Genomic DNA, 22,266 nt, shown 5'->3' with positions numbered 1-22,266 from the left:
GGTTTGATCGGCGCTGCTTAATCCCGATTCGAGCAGCAACGTCTTAACGAACATCATCAAACCTTGCGTGAGACCCTTTTCATGAGTGGACAAAACTCGCATTCAGGCGAGCTTAAACGCGGCCTGAAAAATCGTCATATTCAACTGATCGCCCTCGGTGGCGCGATTGGTACCGGATTGTTCCTGGGCTCTGCCGGCGTATTGAAGTCGGCCGGCCCGTCGATGATCCTCGGCTACGCCATCTGTGGCTTCATCGCCTTCATGATCATGCGCCAACTGGGCGAGATGATCGTTGAAGAGCCGGTGGCCGGTTCGTTCAGTCACTTTGCCCACAAGTACTGGGGCGGCTTCGCGGGTTTCCTGTCGGGCTGGAACTGCTGGATTCTGTACATCCTGGTGGGCATGTCGGAGCTGACGGCCGTTGGCAAGTACGTGCACTACTGGTGGCCGGAAATCCCGACCTGGGCTTCGGCGGCAGCGTTCTTCGTGCTGATCAACGTGATCAACCTGGCCAACGTCAAGGTCTTTGGTGAAGCCGAATTCTGGTTTGCGATCATCAAGGTCGTGGCGATTGTCGGCATGATTGGCCTGGGCAGCTACCTGCTGGTCAGCGGCAACGGTGGCCCGCAAGCCGCGGTGAGCAACCTGTGGGAACACGGTGGTTTCTTCCCTAACGGCGTCAGCGGCCTGGTGATGGCCATGGCGATCATCATGTTTTCCTTTGGCGGCCTGGAAATGCTCGGTTTTACCGCTGCAGAAGCCGACAAACCGAAAACCGTGATCCCGAAAGCCATCAACCAGGTGATCTACCGGATCCTGATTTTCTACATCGGCGCCCTGGTCATTCTGTTGTCGCTGACCCCGTGGGACAGCCTGCTGAACACCATTAACGCGTCCGGCGATGCCTACAGCGGCAGCCCGTTCGTCCAGGTGTTCTCGATGCTGGGTAGCAACACCGCGGCACACATCCTCAACTTTGTGGTCCTGACCGCGGCGTTGTCGGTGTACAACAGCGGCACCTACTGCAACAGCCGCATGCTGCTGGGCATGGCCGAGCAGGGCGATGCGCCGAAAGCACTGGCGAAGATCGACAAGCGCGGCGTACCGGTGCGTTCGATCCTGGCGTCGGCAGCGGTGACCCTGGTGGCGGTGCTGTTGAACTACCTGATCCCGCAACACGCGCTCGAGCTGTTGATGTCGCTGGTGGTCGCGACCCTGGTGATCAACTGGGCGATGATCAGCTACTCGCACTTCAAGTTCCGCCAGTACATGAATCGCACCAAGCAGACACCGCTGTTCAAGGCGCTGTGGTACCCGTATGGCAACTACGTCTGCCTGGCATTCGTGGTGTTCATTCTCGGCGTCATGCTGATGATCCCGGGTATCCAGGTCTCGGTGTACGCGATTCCGGTATGGCTCGTGTTCATGTGGGTCTGCTACAGCATCAAGAACAAGCGCAGTGCGCAACCGGTGTTGAATGCGGCGCCTGCCGTGAAGTAAGCCTGCTAAGCACAAACAATAAACCCGGCGAATGCCGGGTTTATTGTTTCAAGGCTTATACGGATTGCCTTTAATAACAAGCTCCGCGTTCACTCTGTCGAAGTTCTTGCCAGGGAGAGAGTGCCGGGGTGCTGGATAAAAGGTGTGTAGCTGGCTGCTCCCGCCTTTAGTTGACCGCGCTCGTCCCAGTCCGTGGGCGAATTGAATGAAAGCAGCGGTGCCTGGTCAATATCAGAGCAAAATGATCCGAAGCGCTCCAGTTCCTCGTTCAGGTCGCGTCCCGTTGCCGTACAGTCTGCCCAGATACCGTGTATCAGATGAGCCTGGAGTACATCGAAGCCTACATAACGAAAGGCGTATTGGATCGGCCATAACAGCAGGTGGGTATTTCCCTCTCGACCGTTAACTGCGCATTCGTCTGCCGAGGAACCGGTTGTGACACACAGAAGCACTCTCTTTCCCCGGCATACACCGTGTTCGAAGCGTTTTTCACTTGAGTAAAGGCCACCGTACACCAGTACCCGATCCATCCACCCTTTGAGCATCGCGGGGGCGCCGAACCACCATAGCGGGAACTGGACAATCAACAGGTCGGCCCAATCAAGGGCAGCCAGCTCGCGGTCCACCTGTGCTGGCAGGGTTCCATTTTCGTAACCGAAGCGCTGCTCGGCCTGCACGTCGAACCGGTGAGAGTTCTTGCGCTTGTGAAAATGCCTGGCGTGCTCGCATGCGTCGAAGTCATGTGCATACAAGTCGGTTGCCTTGACACTGTGCCCCGAGGCTTCAAGCGCCTGGGTGGCAGTCGTCACAAGACTGTTATTGAAAGACGTGGGTTCCGGGTGCGCGGAAACTATATAGATATTCATTATTGATAATGATCTCTAAAGTTGGATTAAGGGAGCGCTGCAGTTGTTACAAGCGCCCTTCAATTGTTGGTGGTCATGGGGTTGCGCGAGCGAGTATGAATGCGAGATAAAGTGTTTCTGTTTAATTGTTAGTTGATATGGAGGTCGTCCAGCATAGGGGGTTTGCAGAGGAAGGCGGAGTTGTGCGATAGATGTGTAAAGTTTCCTTGAATTGCAAGGTGCTCTATGTACGGCTCAGGATAGACTTAAAGTGGCTCAGGGCTTTGGTCGATTTTGTTCCAGAATGTGATTCATCAACATGTACGTGGGTGCAATCAAGTTGATATAGGGCGGGCACAGAGCCATGTTGCGTAGTGGCGTTGCATGAACGGGGTAACAGGCACCCCATTCTTTGCCGTTGCGCGTATCCTGCACGCTCTGAACACGGATGCTTTTCCATGCTGGTGATTTCCAACAATGTGCACGTGCCCGATGCCGAGATCGAGCTGACGGCGATTCGCGCGCAAGGTGCGGGCGGGCAGAACGTCAACAAGGTCTCCAGTGCCGTGCACCTGCGCTTCGACATCCCGGCATCGTCGTTGCCCGAATTCTACAAGGAGCGGCTGTTGGCGTTGCGCGACAGCCGGATCACCAGTGACGGGGTGATCATCATCAAGGCCCAGCAATACCGGACCCAGGAACAGAATCGTGCCGACGCCCTGGAGCGTTTGACCGAACTGATCCTGGCCGCCACCAAGGTGGAAAAGAAGCGCCGTCCCACCAAGCCGACGCTGGGCTCGAAGAAACGTCGGCTGGAGTCCAAGACCAAGCGCGGCTCGATCAAGGCCGGGCGCGGCAAAGTCGACTATTAGCGCAGTTCCCGGTGTTTCGATGCCTGGCGGTACAGGTAGACGCTGAGCATCAGGCCGCAGCAGGCGGCGAGGGACGCAAACAGGAAGATTGAGGCAAAGCCGAAGCCGGCGGCTATCGCCCCGGCCAGCGGTCCGGTGATCCCCAGGGACAGGTCGATGAACAGCGAGTAAGCGCCAACGGCCGCACCACGGCTAGACGCCGGCACCAGGTTCACCGCTTCCACGCCCAATGCCGGGAACACCAGCGAGAAGCCGAACCCGCTCAACGCCGCGCCCGCCAACGCCCAGTGGGCGTCCGGTGCCAGCCAGAGCAGCAACAGGCCGAGGCTTTCCACCGACAGGCAGGCAATGGCCACCCGAAAGCCGCCCAGACGATTGATCAGGTTGCCGAACAGCAGGCGCGCGCCGATGAAGCAGGCGCCGAACAGGCTCAGGCACAGCACGGCGTTGTCCCAGTGTCGGGTGGCGTAATACAGGGTGATGAAGGTGGCAATGGTGCCGAAGCCGATCGAACCTAGCGCCAGGCCGCAGCCATGGGGCAGGACCCGTCCCAGCACATGCATGAACGGCAGGCGTTCGCCGGCAACGATGGGCGCGGCGGTCTTCGGCCAGGCCAGCAGCAGGCCGATGATTGCCAGCAACACAATGCTCACGCCCATGCTCCACAGCCCGAACCGCTGGACCAGCAGCACGCCCAGCGGGGCGCCGACCGCCAACGCGCCATAACTGGCGATGCCGTTCCAGGAAATGACCTTGGCGGTGTTCGGTGCGCCGACCCGGCCAATGCCCCAGCCGATGGAGCCTGAACCTACCAGGCTTTCCGCGCTGCCGAGCACCAGGCGGCCAACCAGCAGGCAGATCAGGCTCAGCGTCGGCAGGTGTTGCGTCCAGGCGGACAACAGCATGAATACACCGCTCAGCCCGCACCCGGCCAAGCCATACATCACCGCCAGCTTGCTACCTTTGTTGTCGATGATCCGTCCTGCGTACGGGCGGCTGAGCAGGGTGGCCAGGTATTGCACACTGATCACCAGGCCGGCGATCACCGCGCCAAAGCCCAGGTCGCTGTGGACATAGCCCGGCAGTACGGCCAATGGAATACCGATGTTCAGATAACCGATGAAGGTAAACAGGACGATTAAAACGACTTGCAGCGTGACTGCCAAGGGGCGCTGGGTATCTGGCATGGGAGAACGTCCACGGGACAGCAGGATAGATAGGCTGCTTATGATACCGGTGGTAGGGCGCGCGGCGGGGGAGAAATTGACGCTACGTGTCGGGCGTCAGGTGTTGCCGGGTGATCAGGGCTTGGCGGGGGCCAGCATCTGGGTGGTGACCAGGGCCGCGAGGGCTTTCTCCTGGCTGCCAAAGCGGGCCAGTAGCAGGGCTTGTTTCTCGGGTGTCAGGCGACTCCAGACGTCGATCATTTTTTCCGCCGCGTTGATCAGTGCGCTGGCCTGGTGTTCGTCGAAGGTGTCGGTCATGGAGCGGGTCTCGGGTTTCAGGCGGTGTGGAAAGCGCATGAGTGAGCGCTTTCCACACGGTCTGGGTCTAACGCTTAGTCTTCGCTGTCGGCCTTGCGGCTGCCAGTGGCTTCTTTGCGCTCGGGCTGTTGGGCGCCGGCTTGTTGCGGGGTTGTCTGCTCAGTTTCGTGCAGGCTTGGGAAGGGGAGATTGGGAATCTCGTGCATGGTGATTGCTCCTCGCAAAGTCTGTTTTTAAATCGCTGTGTAGAACCACGCTTTTAAAAAGCCTCGGCAGGATACAGCAGGGGAGATGACAATCAGACTTTTATCTCGATTTTCTGCGACAGATGGCCGCAGAGGCGAGGCTGTGAACAGCTGTTGTGGCGAGGGAGCAAGCTCCCTCGCCACAGGGAACCTGCCTTGCCGGGGGTTACTTACAGACGTCGGCGATGGCCTGCGCGAGCAGGTCCAGGCGCGTGGCGTCGATGCCGGCCACGTTGGCCCGGCCAGAGCTGACCATGTACACGCTGTGGTGGTCGCGCAGGTCTTTCACCTGTGCCGGCGACAGGCCGGTGTAGGAGAACATCCCACGTTGCACACCGATATGGGCAAAGCGTTCGCGTAAACCGTGCGGCTCCAGTGCCTCCACCAGACCCGAACGCAGCTGCGCGATGCGCAGGCGCATGGCTTCCACTTCGTCGGCCCAGCGTTGTTTCAGCTCCGGGTCGCCGAGGATGGTTGCCACCACGGCCGCACCGTGATCCGGTGGTGTCGACCACAGGTTACGGGCGATATGCGCCAATTGGCTGCGGACATCCACCAGCTTCTCGGCATCCCGGGTGCAGACGATCAGCGCACCCGTGCGGTCGCGGTACAGGCCGAAGTTCTTCGAGCAGGAACTGGTGATCAACAACTCAGGCAGTTCGGCGGCAAACAGCCGGACAGCCCAGGCATCCTGTTCCAGGCCATCGCCAAAGCCCTGGTAGGCAAAGTCGATCAAGGGCAGCAGTTCGCGACTGCGAACCACGTCCAGCACCCGGTACCAGTCATCGTGCGACAGGTCGAAACCGGTCGGGTTATGACAGCAGGCGTGCAGCAGTACCACGTCGCCCTTGGGAATCAGGTTCAGGGTGGCCAGCATCGCCTCGACGTCGAGACGGTTGTCGCTGCCCACGTACGGGTAATGGCTGACCTTGAGGCCGGCGGTGGCGTAGATGGTTTCGTGGATCGGCCAGGTCGGGTTGCTCAACCAGATGCCGCGCCCCGGCAGGCACTGAGCGATAAAATCAGCGCTCAAGCGCAAGGCGCCGGTACCGCCGGGTGTCTGGGTGGCGCCGGCGCGCTGCTCGGCGATCAACGCGGAGTCGGCGCCCAGCACTAACTCGTTGATCACCTTGCCGAACGCAGCGTCACCGTGACCACCGATATAGGTCTTGGTGGTCTGACGATCCACCAGGCGCAGTTCGGCCTGTTTCACCGACTGCGGAATCGGCGTCAGGCCCTGGGCATCCTTGTAGACCCCCACGCCCAGGTCGAACTTGCACGGGTTGCTGTCCTGGGCATAGGCCTCCATCAGGCCGAGGATCGGGTCGCCGGGTACTCGGCCGATGGCGTCGAAATGCATTACTTGCGGCCCTCGGCATCCTTGGCCACTTCGTCAGTGCGCGCGGCCATGATGAAGTCGTTGCGGTGCAGGCCCTTGATCGAGTGGCTCCACCAGGTCACGGTCACTTTGCCCCACTCGGTGAGCAGGCCAGGGTGGTGGCCTTCGGCCTCGGAGATTTCACCCATGGTGTTGGTAAAGGCCAGGGCGAATTTGAAGTTCTTGAACAGGAAGACTTTTTCCAGCTGCATCACGCCGTCGCGAACTTCGATGTTCCAGTCAGGGATCTGCTTGATCAGTACCGGCAGTTCTTCGTCGCTGACTTGTGGGGCATCGGCGCGGCAGGCTTCGCAATGGGCTTGGTTCAGAGCGGTCATGGTGTGTTCCTGAATGTGGTTCTTGTTAGACGTTACTATTTTTTCGGGATCGCCGCGACTGCGGCGAGCCTCAGGCCGCCTTGGGTTTTGGCGGGAATTTCGGTGCGTGCAGACCCAGCTTCATACCTTGATGGACCATGCCCATGATGTCCTCGTGGGCCAGGTCGAACAGGCGCTTGAGGTTTGGCAGGACAAAGTACAGCGGCTGCAGGATGTCGATGCGGTACGGCGTGCGCATGGCTTCCAGCGGATCGAAGGCTTGATGCTCGGGCTCGCCGGACAGGCTGTACACGGTCTCTTTCGGCGAGGAGAGAATGCCGCCGCCGTAGATGCGTTGGCCTTCGGGGGTTTCGACCAGGCCGAACTCGATGGTCATCCAGTACAGGCGCGCCAGGTAGACACGCTCTTCCTTGGTGGCCTGCAGGCCGAGTTTGCCGTAGGTGTGGGTGAACTCCGCAAACCAGGGGTTGGTCAGCAGCGGGCAGTGGCCAAAGATCTCGTGGAAGATGTCCGGCTCTTGCAGGTAATCCAGTTCTTCGCGGGTACGAATAAAGGTCGCGACCGGAAACTGCTTGCTGGCCAGTAATTCGAAAAAGGTCTGGAACGGAATCAGTGCCGGTACCCGGGCCACTTGCCAGCCGGTGGTTTCGCCGAGGACTTTGTTGATTTCGTCGAGTTGCGGGATACGGTCATGGGGCAGGCCGAGCTTCTCGATGCCTTCCATGTATTCCGGGCACGCACGACCTTCGAGCACTTTCAGCTGGCGAGTGATCAGCGTATTCCACACCGCGTGTTCTTCAGCGGTGTAGTGGATAAAACCTTGCGCATCGGGCTCACGGGCCACGTATTGCGTCTGCTTCATGCTGCTCTCCTGCAAAGGGATACGTTCTTGTTATGACGTGCTGATGGATCTAGTGATAACCCGAAGTACGCGACCTTGCAGCAGGGTGTGAGGGGTGAGCGTAGGAAAAAATCCTGAAATTCGTAAACTTTTCGTTACGGATTGACCTGTGTCACGTAACTGCTGAGATTTCATGGTTTGAAAAGCCGTGCACCTGTCACATAATCTTGACGACAAACTTCGTGCGTCGGCAGAAAAATCCACACCGCACGCCGTATTTTTCCTCGTTCGGGCCTTTATATGCGTATCAAAGTCCATTGCCAGAACCGCATCGGCATTCTGCGTGACATCCTCAATCTGCTGGTGGAGTACGGGATCAACGTCGCTCGTGGCGAAGTCGGCGGTGAGCATGGCAACGCGATCTACCTGCATTGCCCGAACCTGATCAACCTTCAGTTCCAGGCCTTGCGCCCGAAATTCGAGGCGATTGCCGGGGTGTTCGGCGTCAAGCGCGTAGGGCTGATGCCCAGCGAGCGTCGGCACATGGAGCTCAATGCCTTGCTCGGCGCCCTGGAGTTTCCGGTGCTGTCGATCGACATGGGCGGTTCGATTGTCGCGGCCAACCGCGCGGCGGCGCAGTTGCTCGGTGTGCGGGTCGACGAAGTGCCGGGCATTCCCTTGTCGCGTTATGCCGAGGACTTCGATCTGCCGGAACTGGTGCGCGCCAACAAGTCGCGGATCAATGGCTTGCGGGTCAAGGTCAAAGGAGACGTGTTCCTGGCCGATATCGCTCCCCTGCAATCGGAGCATGACGACAGCGAAGCCATGGCCGGAGCGGTGTTGACCTTGCATCGGGCGGACCGGGTCGGCGAACGCATCTACAACGTGCGCAAGCAGGAACTGCGTGGCTTCGACAGCATTTTCCAAAGCTCCCGGGTCATGGCGGCGGTGGTCCGTGAGGCACGGCGCATGGCGCCCCTGGATGCGCCGCTGTTGATCGAAGGTGAAACCGGTACCGGCAAGGAGCTGCTGGCGCGCGCCTGTCACCTGGCCAGCCCGCGCGGGCAGTCGCCGCTGATGGCGCTCAACTGCGCCGGATTGCCGGAGTCGATGGCCGAGACCGAGCTGTTTGGTTATGGCCCCGGCGCATTCGAAGGGGCGCGGGCCGAAGGCAAGCTCGGGCTGCTGGAGCTGACGGCGGGCGGTACGCTGTTTCTCGACGGCGTCGGCGAAATGAGCCCGCGCTTGCAGGTCAAGTTGCTGCGGTTCTTGCAGGACGGTTGCTTCCGCAGGGTCGGCAGCGATGAAGAGGTGTACCTGGACGTGCGTGTGATCTGCGCCACGCAGGTCGACTTGTCGGAACTGTGCGCCCGGGGCGAGTTCCGCCAGGACCTTTACCATCGCTTGAATGTGCTGTCGCTGCACATCCCGCCGCTGCGCGAATGCCTGGATGGGCTGACACCGCTGGTGGAGCACTTCCTCGATCAGGCCAGCCGGCAGATCGGCTGCCCGTTGCCGAAACTGGCGCCCGCGGCCATGGAGCGGCTCAGCCACTACCACTGGCCCGGCAATGTCCGGCAACTGGAGAACGTGCTGTTTCAGGCGGTGTCCTTGTGCGACGGTGGCACGGTCAAGGCCGAACACATACGCCTGCCGGATTACGGTGTGCGCCAGCCGCTGGGGGATTTTTCGCTGGAGGGCGGGCTGGATGAGATCGTCGGGCGTTTTGAAAAAGCCGTGCTGGAGCGCTTGTATTCCGAGCATTCGAGCAGCCGGTTGCTGGGTAAGCGCCTGGGTGTTTCCCACACCACGATTGCCAACAAGTTGCGCGAGTATGAAATAGGCAAGCTTGAGCGTTGATGTCTATGCCGTGCTCAAGGGGCTGCGCTTAAAAAGCCGGGCCATGGTTACGCACTGCCAATCTTGATCGAGTGGTTATTGAGCCTGATTGATCTGCCGCTGATCCAAATCATGGAAATTGCCCCGCAGGCCATCTAGGCTCAGTGCACTATTTGGCAGGAGCGTTAACCATGCCTTCGGCAGATGAGTCCGCTCAACGAGTACGCAAAGAAACTCGACTGTTCCTGTTCTTGATTGTTTTTCTGTTTCCACTGCTATCGGTCGCCATCGTCGGTGGCTACGGGTTTTTCGTCTGGTTCTTGCAGATGTTGCTCGGTCCCCCAGGGCCACCTCACTGATTGCTTGTCCTGTTCAGTACTAAGGCAAGGAGTGTGCTGGCCATGAAAGAAACCCTCCATATCGCCAGTCTGGTGGTGCTCGCCCGTCCTGCTTTGTTTGACGCGGTGAAGGCTAATCTGCGCTTGCTCAAAGGCGTTGAGCTGCACCAGGAAAGTCCTGATGGAAAACTGGTGGTCGTGCTGGAAATGCACGGCGAACACCAGATGTTTCAGCGGATCGAGCAGATCGGTCGCCTGCCGGGTGTGCTCAATGCCTCCCTCGTCTATCACGAGATACTCGATGTAACGGGAGAAAACGCATGCCTATGACTCGGCGCGAATTCGTCAAGGCCCAGGCTGCCGGGATTGCTGCGGCCGCTGCCGGGCTTCCGGTGTTCACTTCGGCCAGCAACCTGATTACTGAACAGGACATGGTCGCCTTGAACTGGAACAAGGCCCCTTGCCGCTTTTGCGGCACCGGTTGCAGTGTGATGGTCGCGACCAAGGACAACCGGGTGGTGGCGACCCACGGTGATGTGAAAGCCGAGGTCAACCGTGGCCTGAACTGCGTCAAGGGCTACTTTTTGTCCAAGATCATGTACGGGGTGGATCGTCTGACCCAGCCCCTGCTGCGCATGACGGATGGGCGCTATGACAAGCAAGGCGAGTTCCAGCCGGTTTCCTGGGAGCAAGCCTTCGATGTGATGGAGTTGAAGTTCAAGGAGGCGCTGAAAAACAAGGGCGCCGAATCGATCGCGATGTTCGGCTCCGGGCAGTGGACCGTCTGGGAAGGTTATGCCGCCAACAAACTCATGAAGGCGGGATTTCGCACCAACAACATCGATCCCAATGCGCGTCATTGCATGGCCTCCGCGGTCATGGGGTTCATGCGTACGTTCGGCATCGACGAACCCATGGGCTGTTATGACGATATCGAAGTCACCGACGCGTTCGTCTTGTGGGGATCGAACATGGCGGAGATGCACCCGATTCTCTGGAGTCGGGTGACGGATCGCCGGATGAGCCAGCCCGACGTCAAGGTCGCGGTACTGTCCACCTTCGAGCACCGCAGCTTTGAGCTGGCCGACATCCCGATGGTGTTCAAGCCACAGACCGACCTGCTGATCCTCAATTACATTGCCAACTACATCATTGAAAGTGGCTCGGTGAACAAGGAGTTTGTCAGCAAACACACCAAGTTCGCCAAGGGTGTCGATGACATCGGCTACGGTCTGCGCAGCGATGATCCGCTGGAGATGAAGGCCAAGAATGCGGCCAAGGCGAACACCTGGAGCGATATCGACTTCGAGCAGTTCGCCGCCTTTGTAAAACCCTACACCCTGGAGCGCACCGCCAGGGAAACCGGGGTGCCGGCCGAGCGCCTCGAGGCCTTGGCGCAACTGTACGCGGACCCGAAGCGCAAAGTGGTTTCATTCTGGACCATGGGCTTTAACCAGCACACACGCGGGGTGTGGGCCAATAACCTGATCTACAACATCCATCTGCTGACCGGCAAGATCAGCGAGCCGGGCAACAGTCCCTTCTCCCTGACCGGCCAGCCATCGGCCTGTGGCACGGCGCGGGAAGTGGGGACGTTCTCCCATCGCCTGCCCGCGGACCTGGTGGTCACCAACCCGGCGCACCGTGCGAAGGCTGAAAAAATCTGGAAGGTGCCGCCGGGTACCGTCAATGAAAAGATCGGGTTCCACGCGGTGCAGCAGAGCCGCATGCTCAAGGACAGTGTGATTAATGTCTACTGGACCATGGCCAGCAACAACATGCAGGCCGGTCCCAATATCATGCAGGAAGTACTGCCCGGCTGGCGTAATCCCCAGAACTTCGTGATTGTGTCCGACGTGTACCCGACGGTTTCCGCGCAAGCGGCCGATCTGATTCTGCCGACAGCGATGTGGGTCGAAAAAGAGGGCGCTTATGGCAATGCAGAACGACGCACTCAGTTCTGGCATCAGTTGGTGACGGCACCGGGTGACGCCAGGTCCGATCTCTGGCAACTGGTCGAGTTTTCCAAGCGATTCACGACCGACGAAGTCTGGCCGGCGGAGTTGCTGGCAACCTCACCACAATACAAGGACAAGACCCTGTTTGAGGTGTTGTTCAAGAACGGTCAGGTCGACCAGTTTCCGAATGAGCAACTGGACGCCGCCTATCAAAACTCTGAGGCCAAGGACTTTGGTTTCTACCTGCAAAAAGGCCTGTTCGAAGAGTATGCCCAGTTCGGCCGGGGGCACGGCCATGACCTTGCACCCTTTGATCTCTATCACACCGAGCGGGGTTTGCGCTGGCCGGTTGTCGACGGCAAGGAAACCCGCTGGCGCTTTCGTGAAGGCTATGACCCTTACGTGGAAAAGGGCAGTGGTGTTCAGTTCTATGGCTACCCCGACAAGAAAGCGATCATCTTTGCGCTGCCCTACGAGCCGCCGGCGGAAGCCCCGGATGCGGACTTCCCGTTCTGGCTGAGCACCGGGCGGGTCCTGGAGCATTGGCATACCGGGTCCATGACCCAGCGCGTGGAAGAGCTCCACAAGGCGGTGCCCGACGCGTTGGTGTACATGCACCCGGACGATGCCAAGGCCTTGAATGCCCGTCGCGGCAGTGAAGTCAAAGTGATCAGTCGCCGCGGTGAAATGCGCGGGCGCATCGAAACCCGAGGCCGTAACAAGCCGCCACCGGGCTTGGTGTTCGTGCCGTTCTTCGATGCTAACAGGTTGATCAACAAGGTCACGCTCGATGCGACGGACCCGATCTCCAAACAGACGGATTACAAGAAATGTGCCGTCAGGATCGAGCTGATCAAGACAGCGTAAGGAGAGCTTTGATGAATGGTCGTTCGCTGTCCTTGCTTGCCGCGCTGCTGGTCTGGTTGCCGGTGGCTTTCGCCGCGCAGCCGGGTTATCCGCTGGATGCACCCGCGCCGGATGGTCGGCGGGCAGGTGGCACCCTGACCCAGGAGTTGCCGGCCCCGCCGATTGCCGATGACGAGAACAAGGACCTCAAGCGTGAGCGCAATTATCCCGAGCAACCACCGACCATTCCCCACAGCATTCGCGGTTATCACGTCGATAAGAACAGCAACAAGTGCCTGTCCTGTCATAGCCGTGCCAACAGTGCGCGCACCCAGGCGCCGATGATCAGCATCACCCATTACATGGACCGGGATGGCCAGGCGCTGGCGGCGGTTTCCCCCCGTCGATATTTCTGCAACCAGTGTCACGTGCCGCAGAAAGACGTGAAGCCGCTGGTGAACAACAGCTTCAAGAATATTGACCAGGTACTGCAAGATGAAATCAACAACACGCAGAAGCCTTGAGGAGCGGTCATGAAGTCATTGCTTGTCCTGCTCAAAGACTATTGGGCCATTCTGCGTCGACCCAGCGTCCATTACAGCCTGGGCTTTCTGACGCTTGGGGGGTTCATTGCCGGGGTGATCTTCTGGGGCGGTTTCAACACGGCGCTGGAAGCGACCAATACCGAGAAGTTCTGCATCTCGTGCCATGAGATGCGCGACAACGTCTACGTCGAATTGCAGGAAACCATTCACTACACCAATCGCTCGGGCGTGCGTGCGACCTGCCCGGACTGCCACGTGCCACACGAATGGACCCACAAGATTGCACGCAAGATGCAGGCGTCGAAAGAGGTCTGGGGCAAGGTGTTCGGGACCATCAGTACCCGTGAGAAATTCCTCGGTATGCGCCGCGAGCTGGCGGAGCACGAGTGGGCCAGGCTCAAGGCCAACGACTCCAGGGAATGCCGCAATTGCCACAACTTCGAGTTCATGGATTTCACCCGCCAGGGCAAGCGCGCGGTCAGCATGCATTCCACTTCACTGGCGACGGGGCAGGCGACCTGCATCGACTGCCACAAGGGCATCGCCCACAAGCTACCGGACATGAGCGGGGTCAAAGGCTGGTAGCGATTCAGCAGGTGCGCTTCGGCGCATTGCCGTCAAACGGCATAAGTGCGCCGGTTTTTCGTCTTTGACCCACGCCATCATTCCCCTCTGATTGTCCTCATGTCCTGTGTTTAAAGGACTTCGAACCTCTGCGCGCAAGTTGGTCTGCAAATTGCTACAGCCTGCGCAGTACAGCAGTGGGCGGCAAACGTCCGGCATGCAGAGGAACGATTGTGGACAAGTACCTTTATGTGGCAATGACCGGCGCCAGCCAGAACGCACTGGCGCAGAAGGCCCATGCCAACAACCTGGCGAACATCTCCACCAACGGTTTTCAGAAAGACCTGGAGCAGGCGCGGTCGATGCCGGTGTTTGGCGACAGCTTTCCGGCGCGCACCTTCGCCATGAGCGAACGTCCTGCCACCGACTTCAGCCCCGGCTCGCTGGTGGAAACCGGTCGTGACCTCGACGTGGCGGTCAGCGGTAACGGCTGGATTGCCGTGCAGAACCCCGATGGCGGTGAAAGCTATGTGCGCACCGGCAGCCTGAATGTCGATGCCCTGGGCGTGTTGCGCGCCGGCAACGGCATGCCGGTCATGGGCAATGGCGGGCCGATCGCCGTGCCGCCCGAGCAGAAAATCGAAGTCGGCCAGGACGGCACCATCAGCATCCGTGCCCTGGGCGAAGGCCCGAGCGTGATGGCTGAAGTCGACCGCATCAAGTTGGTCAACCCTGACCTGAAGAACATGACCAAGGGCCTGGACGGTTCGATCCACACCAAGGACGGCCAGCCGGCGCCGGCCGATGCCAACGTGCAACTGGTGTCGGGGTTCCTTGAGTCGAGCAACGTCAACGCGGTGGAAGAGATGACGTCGGTGCTGGCGCTGGCCAAGCAGTTCGAGCTGCACATCAAGATGATGAACACCGCCAAAGAAGACGACCAGGCCATGGCTCGGGTCTTGCAGATCAGCTAATTATCAGAACGTCGCGCCGTAAAACAGGCGCACGAGGAGAATCGAATGCTTCCGGCTCTATGGGTTGCCAAGACAGGCCTGTCCGCCCAGGACACTAACCTGACGACTATTTCCAACAACCTGGCAAACGTCTCGACCACGGGTTTCAAGCGTGACCGTGCCGAGTTCCAGGACTTGCTGTACCAGATAAAGCGTCAGCCTGGCGCCCAGTCGACCCAGGACAGCGAACTGCCGTCGGGCCTGCAACTGGGTACCGGTGTGCGCATCGTCGGCACCCAGAAGAACTTCAGCGCCGGTAGCCTGCAGACCACCGAGCAGCCGCTGGACATGGCCATCGACGGCCGTGGTTTCTTCCAGATCCTGCAACCGGATGGCACCACGTCCTACACCCGCGACGGTACCTTCCACCTGGACTCCAATGGCCAGATCGTGACCTCCGCCGGGTTTGCTCTGGAACCGGCCATCGTTATCCCCAACGAAGCCCAGACCTTCACCGTGGGCCGTGACGGCACCGTTTCGATCACCATCGCCGGCAACCCGGCGGCCCAGGTGATCGGCAACCTGCAAACCGCCGACTTCATCAACCCGGCCGGCTTGCAGGCAACGGGCAACAACCTGTTCCTGGAAACCGCCGCCAGCGGTGCGCCGCAGGTCGGCACCCCGGGCCTGAACGGTTTCGGTACCACGCTGCAGAACACCCTGGAAACCTCCAACGTCAGCACGGTCGAGGAGATGGTCAACATGATCACCACCCAGCGCGCCTACGAGATGAACTCCAAAGTGATCTCCACCGCCGACCAGATGCTCTCGTTCGTAACGCAGAATCTGTAATCCAGTCTATGGGGCGGCGTGAGGCCGCCTGCAACACCGTGAGGTTAGGGTCATGAATCGCTTTGTATCTGTTCTCGCACTGAGTGGGATCGCCGTGCTGGCGGGCTGCGTCGGGCCGACGCCGAAACCCAATGACCCTTACTACGCACCGGTGTTGCCGCGCACGCCACTGCCGGCAGCGGCCAACAACGGCTCGATCTATCAGGCCGGGTTCGAGCAGAATCTGTACAGCGACCGCAAGGCGTTCCGGGTCGGTGACATCATCACCATCACCCTGAACGAAAAAACCCAGGCCAGCAAAAACGCCAACTCCCAGGTGGGCAAGACCAGCAAGGCCGACATCGGCCTGACCTCGTTGTTCGGCAGCGTGCCCAACACCAACAACCCGTTTGGCAGTGGCGACCTGAGCCTGGAGGCCGGCTACAGCGGTGAGCGCGCGACCAAGGGTGACAGCAAGGCGGGGCAGGGCAACAGCCTGACCGGTTCGATCACCGTGACGGTGGCGGACGTCCTGCCCAACGGCATCATCTCCGTGCGCGGCGAGAAGTGGATGACCCTCAACACGGGCGACGAACTGGTGCGTATTGCCGGCCTGGTGCGGGCAGACGATATCGCCACCGACAACACCGTGCCCTCGACCCGTATCGCCGATGCGCGCATCACCTATTCGGGTACCGGCTCGTTTGCCGATGCGAGTCAGCCAGGCTGGTTCGACCGTTTCTTCTTAAGCCCGCTGTTCCCTTTCTAGGTGATGACTATTTCCATGCTGAACTTCAAGCACCTGATGGCGGCCGCGTTGTTGCTGTCCACTTCCCTCGGCGTCCAGGCCGAGCGGTTGAAGGACATCGCCAGTATTTCGGGCGTGCGTTCCAACCAGTTGATCGGCTATGGCCTGGTGGTCGGGCTCAACGGCACGGGCGACCAGACCACGCAGACCCCGTTCACCCTGCAGACCTTCAACAACATGCTGTCGCAGTTCGGCATCAAGGTGCCGCCGGGCTCGGGGAACGTGCAGTTGAAGAACGTCGCGGCGGTGTCGATCAGTGCCGACCTGCCACCCTTCGCCAAGCCGGGTCAGCAGGTCGACATCACAGTCTCGTCGATCGGCAACTCCAAGAGCCTGCGTGGTGGCACCTTGTTGCTGACACCGCTCAAGGGGATCGACGGCAACGTCTATGCGGTCGCCCAGGGCAACCTGGTGGTGGGCGGTTTTGATGCCGAGGGGCGTGATGGCTCGAAGATCACCGTCAACGTTCCGTCGGCCGGTCGTATTCCCGGCGGTGCCTCGGTGGAGCGAGCAGTGCCCAGTGGCTTCAACCAGGGCAATAGCCTGACCCTGAACCTCAACCGCTCGGACTTCACCACCGCCAAGCGCATCGTCGACAAGATCAACGACATGCTTGGCCCTGGCGTTGCCCAGGCCATCGATGGCGGTTCGATTCGCGTCACCGCGCCACTCGATCCGAGCCAGCGCGTCGACTACCTGTCGATCCTGGAAAATCTTGAAGTCGATCCGGGCCAGGCGGTGGCCAAGGTCATCATCAATTCGCGTACCGGGACCATCGTGATCGGCCAGAACGTCAAGGTCTCGCCGGCCGCCGTGACCCACGGCAGCCTGACCGTGACCATCACCGAAGACCCGATCGTCAGCCAGCCCGGCGCGTTCTCCAATGGCCAGACGGCGGTCGTGCCACGTTCGCGAGTCGACGCCCAGCAGGAAGCCAAGCCGATGTTCAAGTTCGGCCCGGGTACCACGCTGGACGAGATCGTGCGGGCGGTGAACCAGGTGGGGGCGGCACCGGGTGACTTGATGGCGATCCTCGAAGCCTTGAAGCAGGCCGGCGCCTTGCAAGCCGACCTGATCGTGATTTGAGGTAGCGGGCATGGATATTCACAAGAGCGGCCTGGTCAGCAGCAGCGATTCGGGTTCCTACTCGGACCTCAACCGGCTTAACCAGCTCAAGGTCGGCGACAAGAACAGCGAAGGCAACATGCGCAAGGTGGCGCAGGAGTTCGAGTCGTTGTTCCTCAACGAAATGCTCAAGTCAATGCGCTCGGCCACCGATGCCCTGGGTCAGGACAATCCGCTGAACACGCCAGCGGCCAAGCAATACCAGGAAATGTACGACCAGCAACTGGCGGTTTCCATGTCTCGTGAGGGCGGTGGTATTGGCCTGGCCGACGTACTGGTGCGGCAGATGTCGAAGAACAAGGCGCTGGCACCGGGTGAGGCGGCGGCCTTGTCCGCCGCCAAGCAGGAAGCCGCGAAAGCGGCCGTGCAGACACCGATCGCCGCCGGCACCACAGCGACCAACGGGCCACTGTCCCGGCTCAATGGCCAGCGTCCGCTGTGGGCTTCGCGCTCGGTCAGCCCGCCGCAAGGTGCGGGCGAGGGTGCCCACGGGAATGACATGGCGTTGCTCAACCAGCGCCGCCTGGCCTTGCCGCCCAAACTGGCCGATCGCCTGTTGGCGGGGCTGGTGCCATCGGCCACGGGGACGGCCGCTACCACTGCCCATACCGCGCTGCCTAATCGCGCTACCACCACCGGCAATGCGCTGGTCAAAGGGGATTGGCAGCCAGCGCAAAGCTATTCCGCGGAGCGCGGTCGCTTGCAGGTTTATGGCCGCGCCATGGCGCAGCCGCCGCTGGCACCGGCGAAAAAATCCTTCAGTTCACCTGACGAGTTCGTGGCCACCATGTTGCCGATGGCACGCCAGGCCGCTGACCGCATCGGCGTCGATCCACTGTACCTGGTGGCTCAGGCGGCGCTGGAAACCGGCTACGGCAAATCGGTCATGCGCCAGCAGGACGGCACCAGCAGCCACAACCTGTTCGGCATCAAGACCGGCAGCAGTTGGCAGGGTGCGCAGGCCCGCGCGATCACCAGTGAGTTCAGGAATGGCGAGATGGTCAAGGAGACCGCCGAGTTCCGCTCCTACACCTCCTACCAGGACAGCTTCCATGACCTGGTGAGCTTGTTGCAGAACAACAATCGCTATCAAGAAGTGCTGAAGTCGGCCGATAAGCCGGAACAGTTTGTACGCGAGTTGCAAAAGGCCGGGTATGCCACCGACCCGAACTACGCCAGCAAGATTTCGCAGATTGCCAAACAAATGAAGAACTACGAGCACTACGCTGCGGCTGGCTCTTCCACGAATTTATAAGGTCTGAATCATGAGTTTGCTCAATATCGGGATGTCGGGTCTGTCAAGCAGCCAGTCTGGATTGATGACGACCGGTAATAACATTGCCAACGCCGACACCGCCGGTTACTCGCGCCAGCAGACCGTGCAGAACAGCAAGGCATCCAACCAGTTCGGCAACGTCTTCATTGGCAGTGGCACCACGCTGGCTGATGTGCGTCGGGTCTACAACTCCTACCTGGACAAGCAACTGCAACTGACCACGTCGCTCAACAGTGATGCCCAGGCGTACCTGAGCCAGGTCAGCCAGGTCGACAAGTTGTTGTCCGACAGCGGCACCGGCATCACCAAGGTGATGCAGTCGTTCTTCTCGTCGTTGCAAACGCTGTCTTCGACTCCGAACGACGCCGCCGCGCGCCAGGCGTTGCTGACCAACGCCCAGAGCCTGAGCAGCCGCTTCAACTCGATGTCCGAGCAGCTCTCGCAGCAGAACACCTACATCAACAGCCAGCTGGGTTCGATGGCGGACCAGGTCAATAAGCTGGCCGCGACCGTGGCGGCCTACAATCAGAAAATCAGCGAGGTCAGCGGTTCGGGCGGCATGCCCAACGACCTGATGGACAAGCGCAACGAGACCGTTCGCCAGCTGTCCGAATTGGTGGGCACGCAGGTCGTCGAGCGTGAAGGCAGCCTGGATATCTACCTCAAGGGTGGCCAGCCGCTGGTGATGGGCAACACCGCCAACTCGCTGCAGGTGCAGACCGACAAGAACGATCCGAGCCGCAGCTCGATCATCATCAATCGCGGTTCCTCGACGCTGGATATCACCTCCGCCGTGACCGGTGGCGAGATGGGCGGCCTGCTGCGTTACCGTGATGACGTCCTGGCACCGGCCACCAACGAGCTGGGGCGTATCGCCATGGTCGTCTCTGACCAGGTGAACAAGCAATTGGGGCAGGGCCTGGACCAGAACGGTGAGTTCGGGGCGGCGCTGTTCAGCAACATCAACAGTGCGCTGGCGATCAGTCAGCGCAGTATCGCCAGCGGTAACAACAACCCGGCGTCCGGCAACCTGAACGTGACGATTGCCGACAGCAGCCGGCTCAGCGCCAGCGATTACCAGGTGACCTTTACCAGCGCCACCGGCTATAGCGTCAAGCGCCTGTCGGACAACACCGACATGGGCACCTTCACCCTGGGCGCCAGCCCGGCGCCGGTGATCGACGGCTTCTCCCTGAGCCTGAACAGTGCCGCCGGCATGAGCCCGGGTGACAGCTTCAAGATCACCCCGACCCGTAGTGGTGCCGGTGATCTGTCGACGGTGATGACCGACATCAAGCGCCTGGCAACCTCCGCCCCGCTGACCTCGACCCTGGCTCAGGGCAACAAGGGCACGGGTGCCGTCGGCCAGCCGACGCTGACCACCAGCGTGGATATCTACAACCCGACTCAGGCGCTGGATCTGCAGAATGCGGTGAAGACCGCGATGCCGGTGCGCGTGCTGATGACCTCGGGCAGTGATTACCAAGTGCTGGATGCCCAGGGCAATACCCTCGGCACGGGCAGCATCGTGCCCGGCCAGGAAAACCAGCTGAGCATCCAGGTGCCGTACACCGACTCGGCCGGGGCCAGCCAGAACTTCAATTTCGAAATGACCGTCAACGGTACGCCGAGCAAGGGCGACAGCTTCAATGTCTCGATGACGGCCGCCGGCAGCAATGACAACCGTAATGCCCAGGCATTGCTCGGGCTGCAGTCGAAGGGCACGGTGGGGGCGAGCGCGACCAGCCCGGGAGTCAGTTTCACCGACGCCTATGGCGGCCTGGTGGCCGGGGTGGGGGCCAAGTCCAAGCAGGGCCAGATGGACGGCACCGCCAACAACGCGATCCTGCAACAGGCCGCCGCGGCGCGCGATTCCCTGTCCGGCGTTCAGCTCGATGAGGAATCGGGCAACCTGGTCAAATATCAGCAGTATTACAGCGCTTCCTCGCAGATCATCAAGGCTGCCCAGGAAACCTTCGCCACGCTGATCAACAGTCTATAAGGAGCCGTAGACCATGCGTATTTCGACTGCACAGTTTTACCAGAACACGGCGGCCAGCTATCAGCGCAACTTGAACAACCTGCTCAAGACGGCCGAGCAGGCCAGCAGTGGCATCAAGCTCGAAACCGCCGGGGATGACCCGGTGGGCGCGGCGCGCTTGCTGCAACTGGAACAGCAAAGTGCATTGCTGGGTCAGTACAACACCAACATCACGGCGCTGAAGACCGCCCAGGCGCAAGAAGAAAGTGTTCTGGACAGCATCAATACCGTGCTGCAGAAAGTCAGTGAACTGGCCGTGCGCGCCGGTAGCATTTCGCTGAACGATGACGACCGCATGTCCATTGCCGCTGAAGTCGGTCAGGCTGAAGAGCAGCTGTTGAGCCTGATGAACAGCAAGGACGCGGCCGGAAACTACCTGTTTTCCGGCGCCAGCAACGACGTGGCCCCCTTCTCGCGCAATGCCGATGGCACCTACAGTTACAACGGTGATCAGAGCCAGCTGGAGCTGAAGATCGGCGACTCCCTGTCCCTGGGGCTCAATGATTCTGGCTGGAGCGTGTTCCAGCAAGCGATCAACTCCAGTCGCACGGCGACCACCCTGACGGCTCCGGCGGTCGATGACGGGCGTGTAGCCCTGTCACCGGGGCTGGTGAGTTCCAGTCCAGAGTTCAATTCGAAGTTTCGCGGTGGCGAGCCTTACAGCTTGTCGTTTGTGAGCAGCACCCAGTTCAAGATCACGGACGCGGCCGGCAATGACGTCACGGCCGAGGCGAGTGAGGGCGGCACCTTCGATCCCAAGGCCAAGGGCGGTTCCGATGTGACCTTCCGGGGCATGACCTTCGCCCTGGACGTGACCTTTCAGGACTCGGATATCGGGGCCGGCGAAGATGCCGCGATCGCCGGTCACAGCTTCCAGCTGTCGGCCAAGCCCGACAGTTTTGTCAGCTCCCGCAGCCCGGGTAATTCGTCGACCGCCCTGGTCACCCAGACGTCGGTCAGCAATCCGTCCGACTATGCCGGTTTCTTCCCGGAGGGTGGGGCGGTGCTCAAGTTCACCAGCGCCACCACCTTTGAGCTGTATGCAAGTCCGTTGACCAGCGACAGTCAACCGGTGTCCACGGGCTCGGTTGCAGGCGGTGTGGCGACGGCGGCGGGAGTGAGCTTCAGCGTGAGTGGTACGCCGGTGGCGGACGACCAGTTCAACATCTCGGTCAATACCCACCAGACCCAGAACGTGCTGGATACCCTGAGCCAGTTTCGCCAGGCGCTTGAAACACCGGTCCAGGGTGACGCGGCTGCACAGCGAAGCTTTGACAGCACGGTGGCCTCGACCATTGCCAACCTGGGCAATGCCAAGAGCCAGGTCGACCTGACTCGTGGGGCCATCGGTGCGCGGGGCAATGTCATGGACATGCAAAGTGACCAGAACCAGAGCGCGGGCCTGATCAATACCTCGACCCAGTCGGGCATCAGGGAGGCCGACCCGGCTGAGGTGCTGACCCGCCTGACCTTGCAACAAACCATGTTGCAGGCGGCGCAGTTGGCATTCTCGAAGATCTCCCAGCTGGGGTTGTTCAACAAGCTCTGACCGAACGCTGGGTTCGCGAGGCCGGCTCCCGTGGTGGGGGCCGGTCTTTTTTTTGAGGGTTTTTCGGGTTTTTATCGACCACTGGGTCAG

Annotated in this window: 22 protein-coding genes; 15 read left to right on the top strand and 7 right to left on the bottom strand. The window is 60.4% G+C overall.

The window, feature by feature from the left end; translation table 11 throughout:
• The first annotated feature begins 81 nt into the window (after nucleotides 1-81).
• A complete protein-coding gene (locus tag CKW29_RS12310; protein WP_095148586.1) occupies nucleotides 82-1,500 on the top strand; it encodes an amino acid permease in 1,419 nt (472 codons plus the stop codon).
• 89 nt (nucleotides 1,501-1,589) lie between these two features.
• Here the strand turns inward: CKW29_RS12310 and CKW29_RS12305 are convergent, their stop codons facing one another.
• Nucleotides 1,590-2,366 carry an NAD(P)H-dependent oxidoreductase gene (locus tag CKW29_RS12305; protein ID WP_095148585.1) on the bottom strand — a complete coding sequence of 259 codons (777 nt, stop codon included), beginning with the start codon at nucleotides 2,364-2,366 and terminating at the stop codon, nucleotides 1,590-1,592.
• A 437-nt stretch (nucleotides 2,367-2,803) separates the two neighbouring features.
• Here CKW29_RS12305 and arfB point away from each other — a divergent pair, with 437 nt between their 5' ends.
• Nucleotides 2,804-3,217 carry an alternative ribosome rescue aminoacyl-tRNA hydrolase ArfB gene (gene arfB / locus CKW29_RS12300; RefSeq protein ID WP_095148584.1) on the top strand — a complete coding sequence of 138 codons (414 nt, stop codon included), beginning with the start codon at nucleotides 2,804-2,806 and terminating at the stop codon, nucleotides 3,215-3,217.
• On the opposite strand, the gene CKW29_RS12295 is transcribed toward arfB, so the two are convergent.
• The 6 genes from CKW29_RS12295 to phhA form a co-directional block, all read right to left on the bottom strand.
• A complete protein-coding gene (locus CKW29_RS12295; protein ID WP_095148583.1) occupies nucleotides 3,214-4,404 on the bottom strand; it encodes an MFS transporter in 1,191 nt (396 codons plus the stop codon). The two genes, arfB and CKW29_RS12295, sit on opposite strands and share 4 nt — an antisense overlap.
• A 114-nt stretch (nucleotides 4,405-4,518) precedes the next feature.
• Nucleotides 4,519-4,701, bottom strand: coding sequence for a hypothetical protein (locus CKW29_RS12290; RefSeq protein ID WP_095080398.1), 183 nt, complete (start codon nucleotides 4,699-4,701; stop codon nucleotides 4,519-4,521).
• A gap of 74 nt (nucleotides 4,702-4,775) precedes the next feature.
• Nucleotides 4,776-4,907: a hypothetical protein gene (locus tag CKW29_RS26035; protein ID WP_256577056.1), complete on the bottom strand. Its 132-nt coding sequence runs from the start codon at nucleotides 4,905-4,907 to the stop codon at nucleotides 4,776-4,778.
• Between the two features lie 205 nt (nucleotides 4,908-5,112).
• The gene (locus CKW29_RS12285) at nucleotides 5,113-6,306 is read right to left on the bottom strand and encodes an amino acid aminotransferase (RefSeq protein ID WP_095148582.1); all 1,194 of its coding nucleotides are present in this window, start codon (nucleotides 6,304-6,306) and stop codon (nucleotides 5,113-5,115) included.
• Entirely contained in the window at nucleotides 6,306-6,662 is a 357-nt protein-coding gene (locus CKW29_RS12280) for a 4a-hydroxytetrahydrobiopterin dehydratase (RefSeq protein WP_095080175.1), read from the bottom strand. Before CKW29_RS12280 ends, CKW29_RS12285 begins: the two co-directional genes overlap by 1 nt.
• A gap of 70 nt (nucleotides 6,663-6,732) precedes the next feature.
• Nucleotides 6,733-7,524 (bottom strand): phenylalanine 4-monooxygenase, encoded by a 792-nt coding sequence (gene phhA / locus CKW29_RS12275; protein ID WP_095080174.1) that lies wholly within the window; start codon nucleotides 7,522-7,524, stop codon nucleotides 6,733-6,735.
• A gap of 279 nt (nucleotides 7,525-7,803) precedes the next feature.
• On the opposite strand from phhA, the gene CKW29_RS12270 reads away from it, so the two are divergent.
• The 13 genes from CKW29_RS12270 (at nucleotide 7,804) to CKW29_RS12210 (ending at nucleotide 22,176) form a co-directional block, all read left to right on the top strand.
• Nucleotides 7,804-9,363, top strand: coding sequence for a sigma-54-dependent transcriptional regulator (locus tag CKW29_RS12270; protein ID WP_095145657.1), 1,560 nt, complete (start codon nucleotides 7,804-7,806; stop codon nucleotides 9,361-9,363).
• A 170-nt stretch (nucleotides 9,364-9,533) separates the two neighbouring features.
• Complete coding sequence (locus CKW29_RS12265) at nucleotides 9,534-9,701, top strand: periplasmic nitrate reductase, NapE protein (protein ID WP_095145658.1); 168 nt, start codon at nucleotides 9,534-9,536, stop codon at nucleotides 9,699-9,701.
• Nucleotides 9,702-9,743: 42 nt separating this feature from the next.
• Entirely contained in the window at nucleotides 9,744-10,010 is a 267-nt protein-coding gene (locus tag CKW29_RS12260; RefSeq protein WP_095080171.1) for a chaperone NapD, read from the top strand.
• Entirely contained in the window at nucleotides 10,001-12,505 is a 2,505-nt protein-coding gene (napA, locus tag CKW29_RS12255; RefSeq protein WP_095148581.1) for a nitrate reductase catalytic subunit NapA, read from the top strand. The genes CKW29_RS12260 and napA overlap by 10 nt, the downstream gene beginning before the upstream one ends.
• 11 nt (nucleotides 12,506-12,516) lie before the next feature.
• Complete coding sequence (locus tag CKW29_RS12250; RefSeq protein ID WP_095148580.1) at nucleotides 12,517-13,008, top strand: nitrate reductase cytochrome c-type subunit; 492 nt, start codon at nucleotides 12,517-12,519, stop codon at nucleotides 13,006-13,008.
• A 9-nt stretch (nucleotides 13,009-13,017) separates the two neighbouring features.
• Nucleotides 13,018-13,614, top strand: a complete 597-nt coding sequence (locus CKW29_RS12245) for a cytochrome c3 family protein (protein ID WP_095080168.1) — start codon at nucleotides 13,018-13,020, stop codon at nucleotides 13,612-13,614.
• A gap of 212 nt (nucleotides 13,615-13,826) precedes the next feature.
• Complete coding sequence (locus CKW29_RS12240; RefSeq protein WP_095148579.1) at nucleotides 13,827-14,567, top strand: flagellar basal body rod protein FlgF; 741 nt, start codon at nucleotides 13,827-13,829, stop codon at nucleotides 14,565-14,567.
• A gap of 45 nt (nucleotides 14,568-14,612) precedes the next feature.
• Nucleotides 14,613-15,398 carry a flagellar basal-body rod protein FlgG gene (flgG, locus tag CKW29_RS12235; RefSeq protein WP_095145661.1) on the top strand — a complete coding sequence of 262 codons (786 nt, stop codon included), beginning with the start codon at nucleotides 14,613-14,615 and terminating at the stop codon, nucleotides 15,396-15,398.
• A 52-nt stretch (nucleotides 15,399-15,450) separates the two neighbouring features.
• Nucleotides 15,451-16,146 (top strand): flagellar basal body L-ring protein FlgH, encoded by a 696-nt coding sequence (flgH, locus tag CKW29_RS12230; RefSeq protein WP_095080165.1) that lies wholly within the window; start codon nucleotides 15,451-15,453, stop codon nucleotides 16,144-16,146.
• Nucleotides 16,147-16,161: 15 nt separating this feature from the next.
• On the top strand, nucleotides 16,162-17,271 hold the full coding sequence (locus CKW29_RS12225) for a flagellar basal body P-ring protein FlgI (protein ID WP_095148578.1): 1,110 nt from the start codon (nucleotides 16,162-16,164) through the stop codon (nucleotides 17,269-17,271).
• Nucleotides 17,272-17,281: 10 nt separating this feature from the next.
• Nucleotides 17,282-18,565, top strand: a complete 1,284-nt coding sequence (gene flgJ / locus CKW29_RS12220; protein WP_095148577.1) for a flagellar assembly peptidoglycan hydrolase FlgJ — start codon at nucleotides 17,282-17,284, stop codon at nucleotides 18,563-18,565.
• Between the two features lie 10 nt (nucleotides 18,566-18,575).
• A complete protein-coding gene (gene flgK / locus CKW29_RS12215; protein WP_095145664.1) occupies nucleotides 18,576-20,588 on the top strand; it encodes a flagellar hook-associated protein FlgK in 2,013 nt (670 codons plus the stop codon).
• A gap of 13 nt (nucleotides 20,589-20,601) precedes the next feature.
• Nucleotides 20,602-22,176: a flagellar hook-associated protein 3 gene (locus CKW29_RS12210; RefSeq protein ID WP_095148576.1), complete on the top strand. Its 1,575-nt coding sequence runs from the start codon at nucleotides 20,602-20,604 to the stop codon at nucleotides 22,174-22,176.
• Nucleotides 22,177-22,266 lie beyond the last annotated feature (90 nt).

Origin of the sequence: Pseudomonas sp. Irchel s3a18 (genome assembly GCF_900187535.1) — a bacterium.
Taxonomy (GTDB): domain Bacteria; phylum Pseudomonadota; class Gammaproteobacteria; order Pseudomonadales; family Pseudomonadaceae; genus Aquipseudomonas.
The sequence above is the reverse complement of the archived record's forward strand: the minus strand, read 5'-3'. Positions and strand labels throughout refer to the sequence as shown.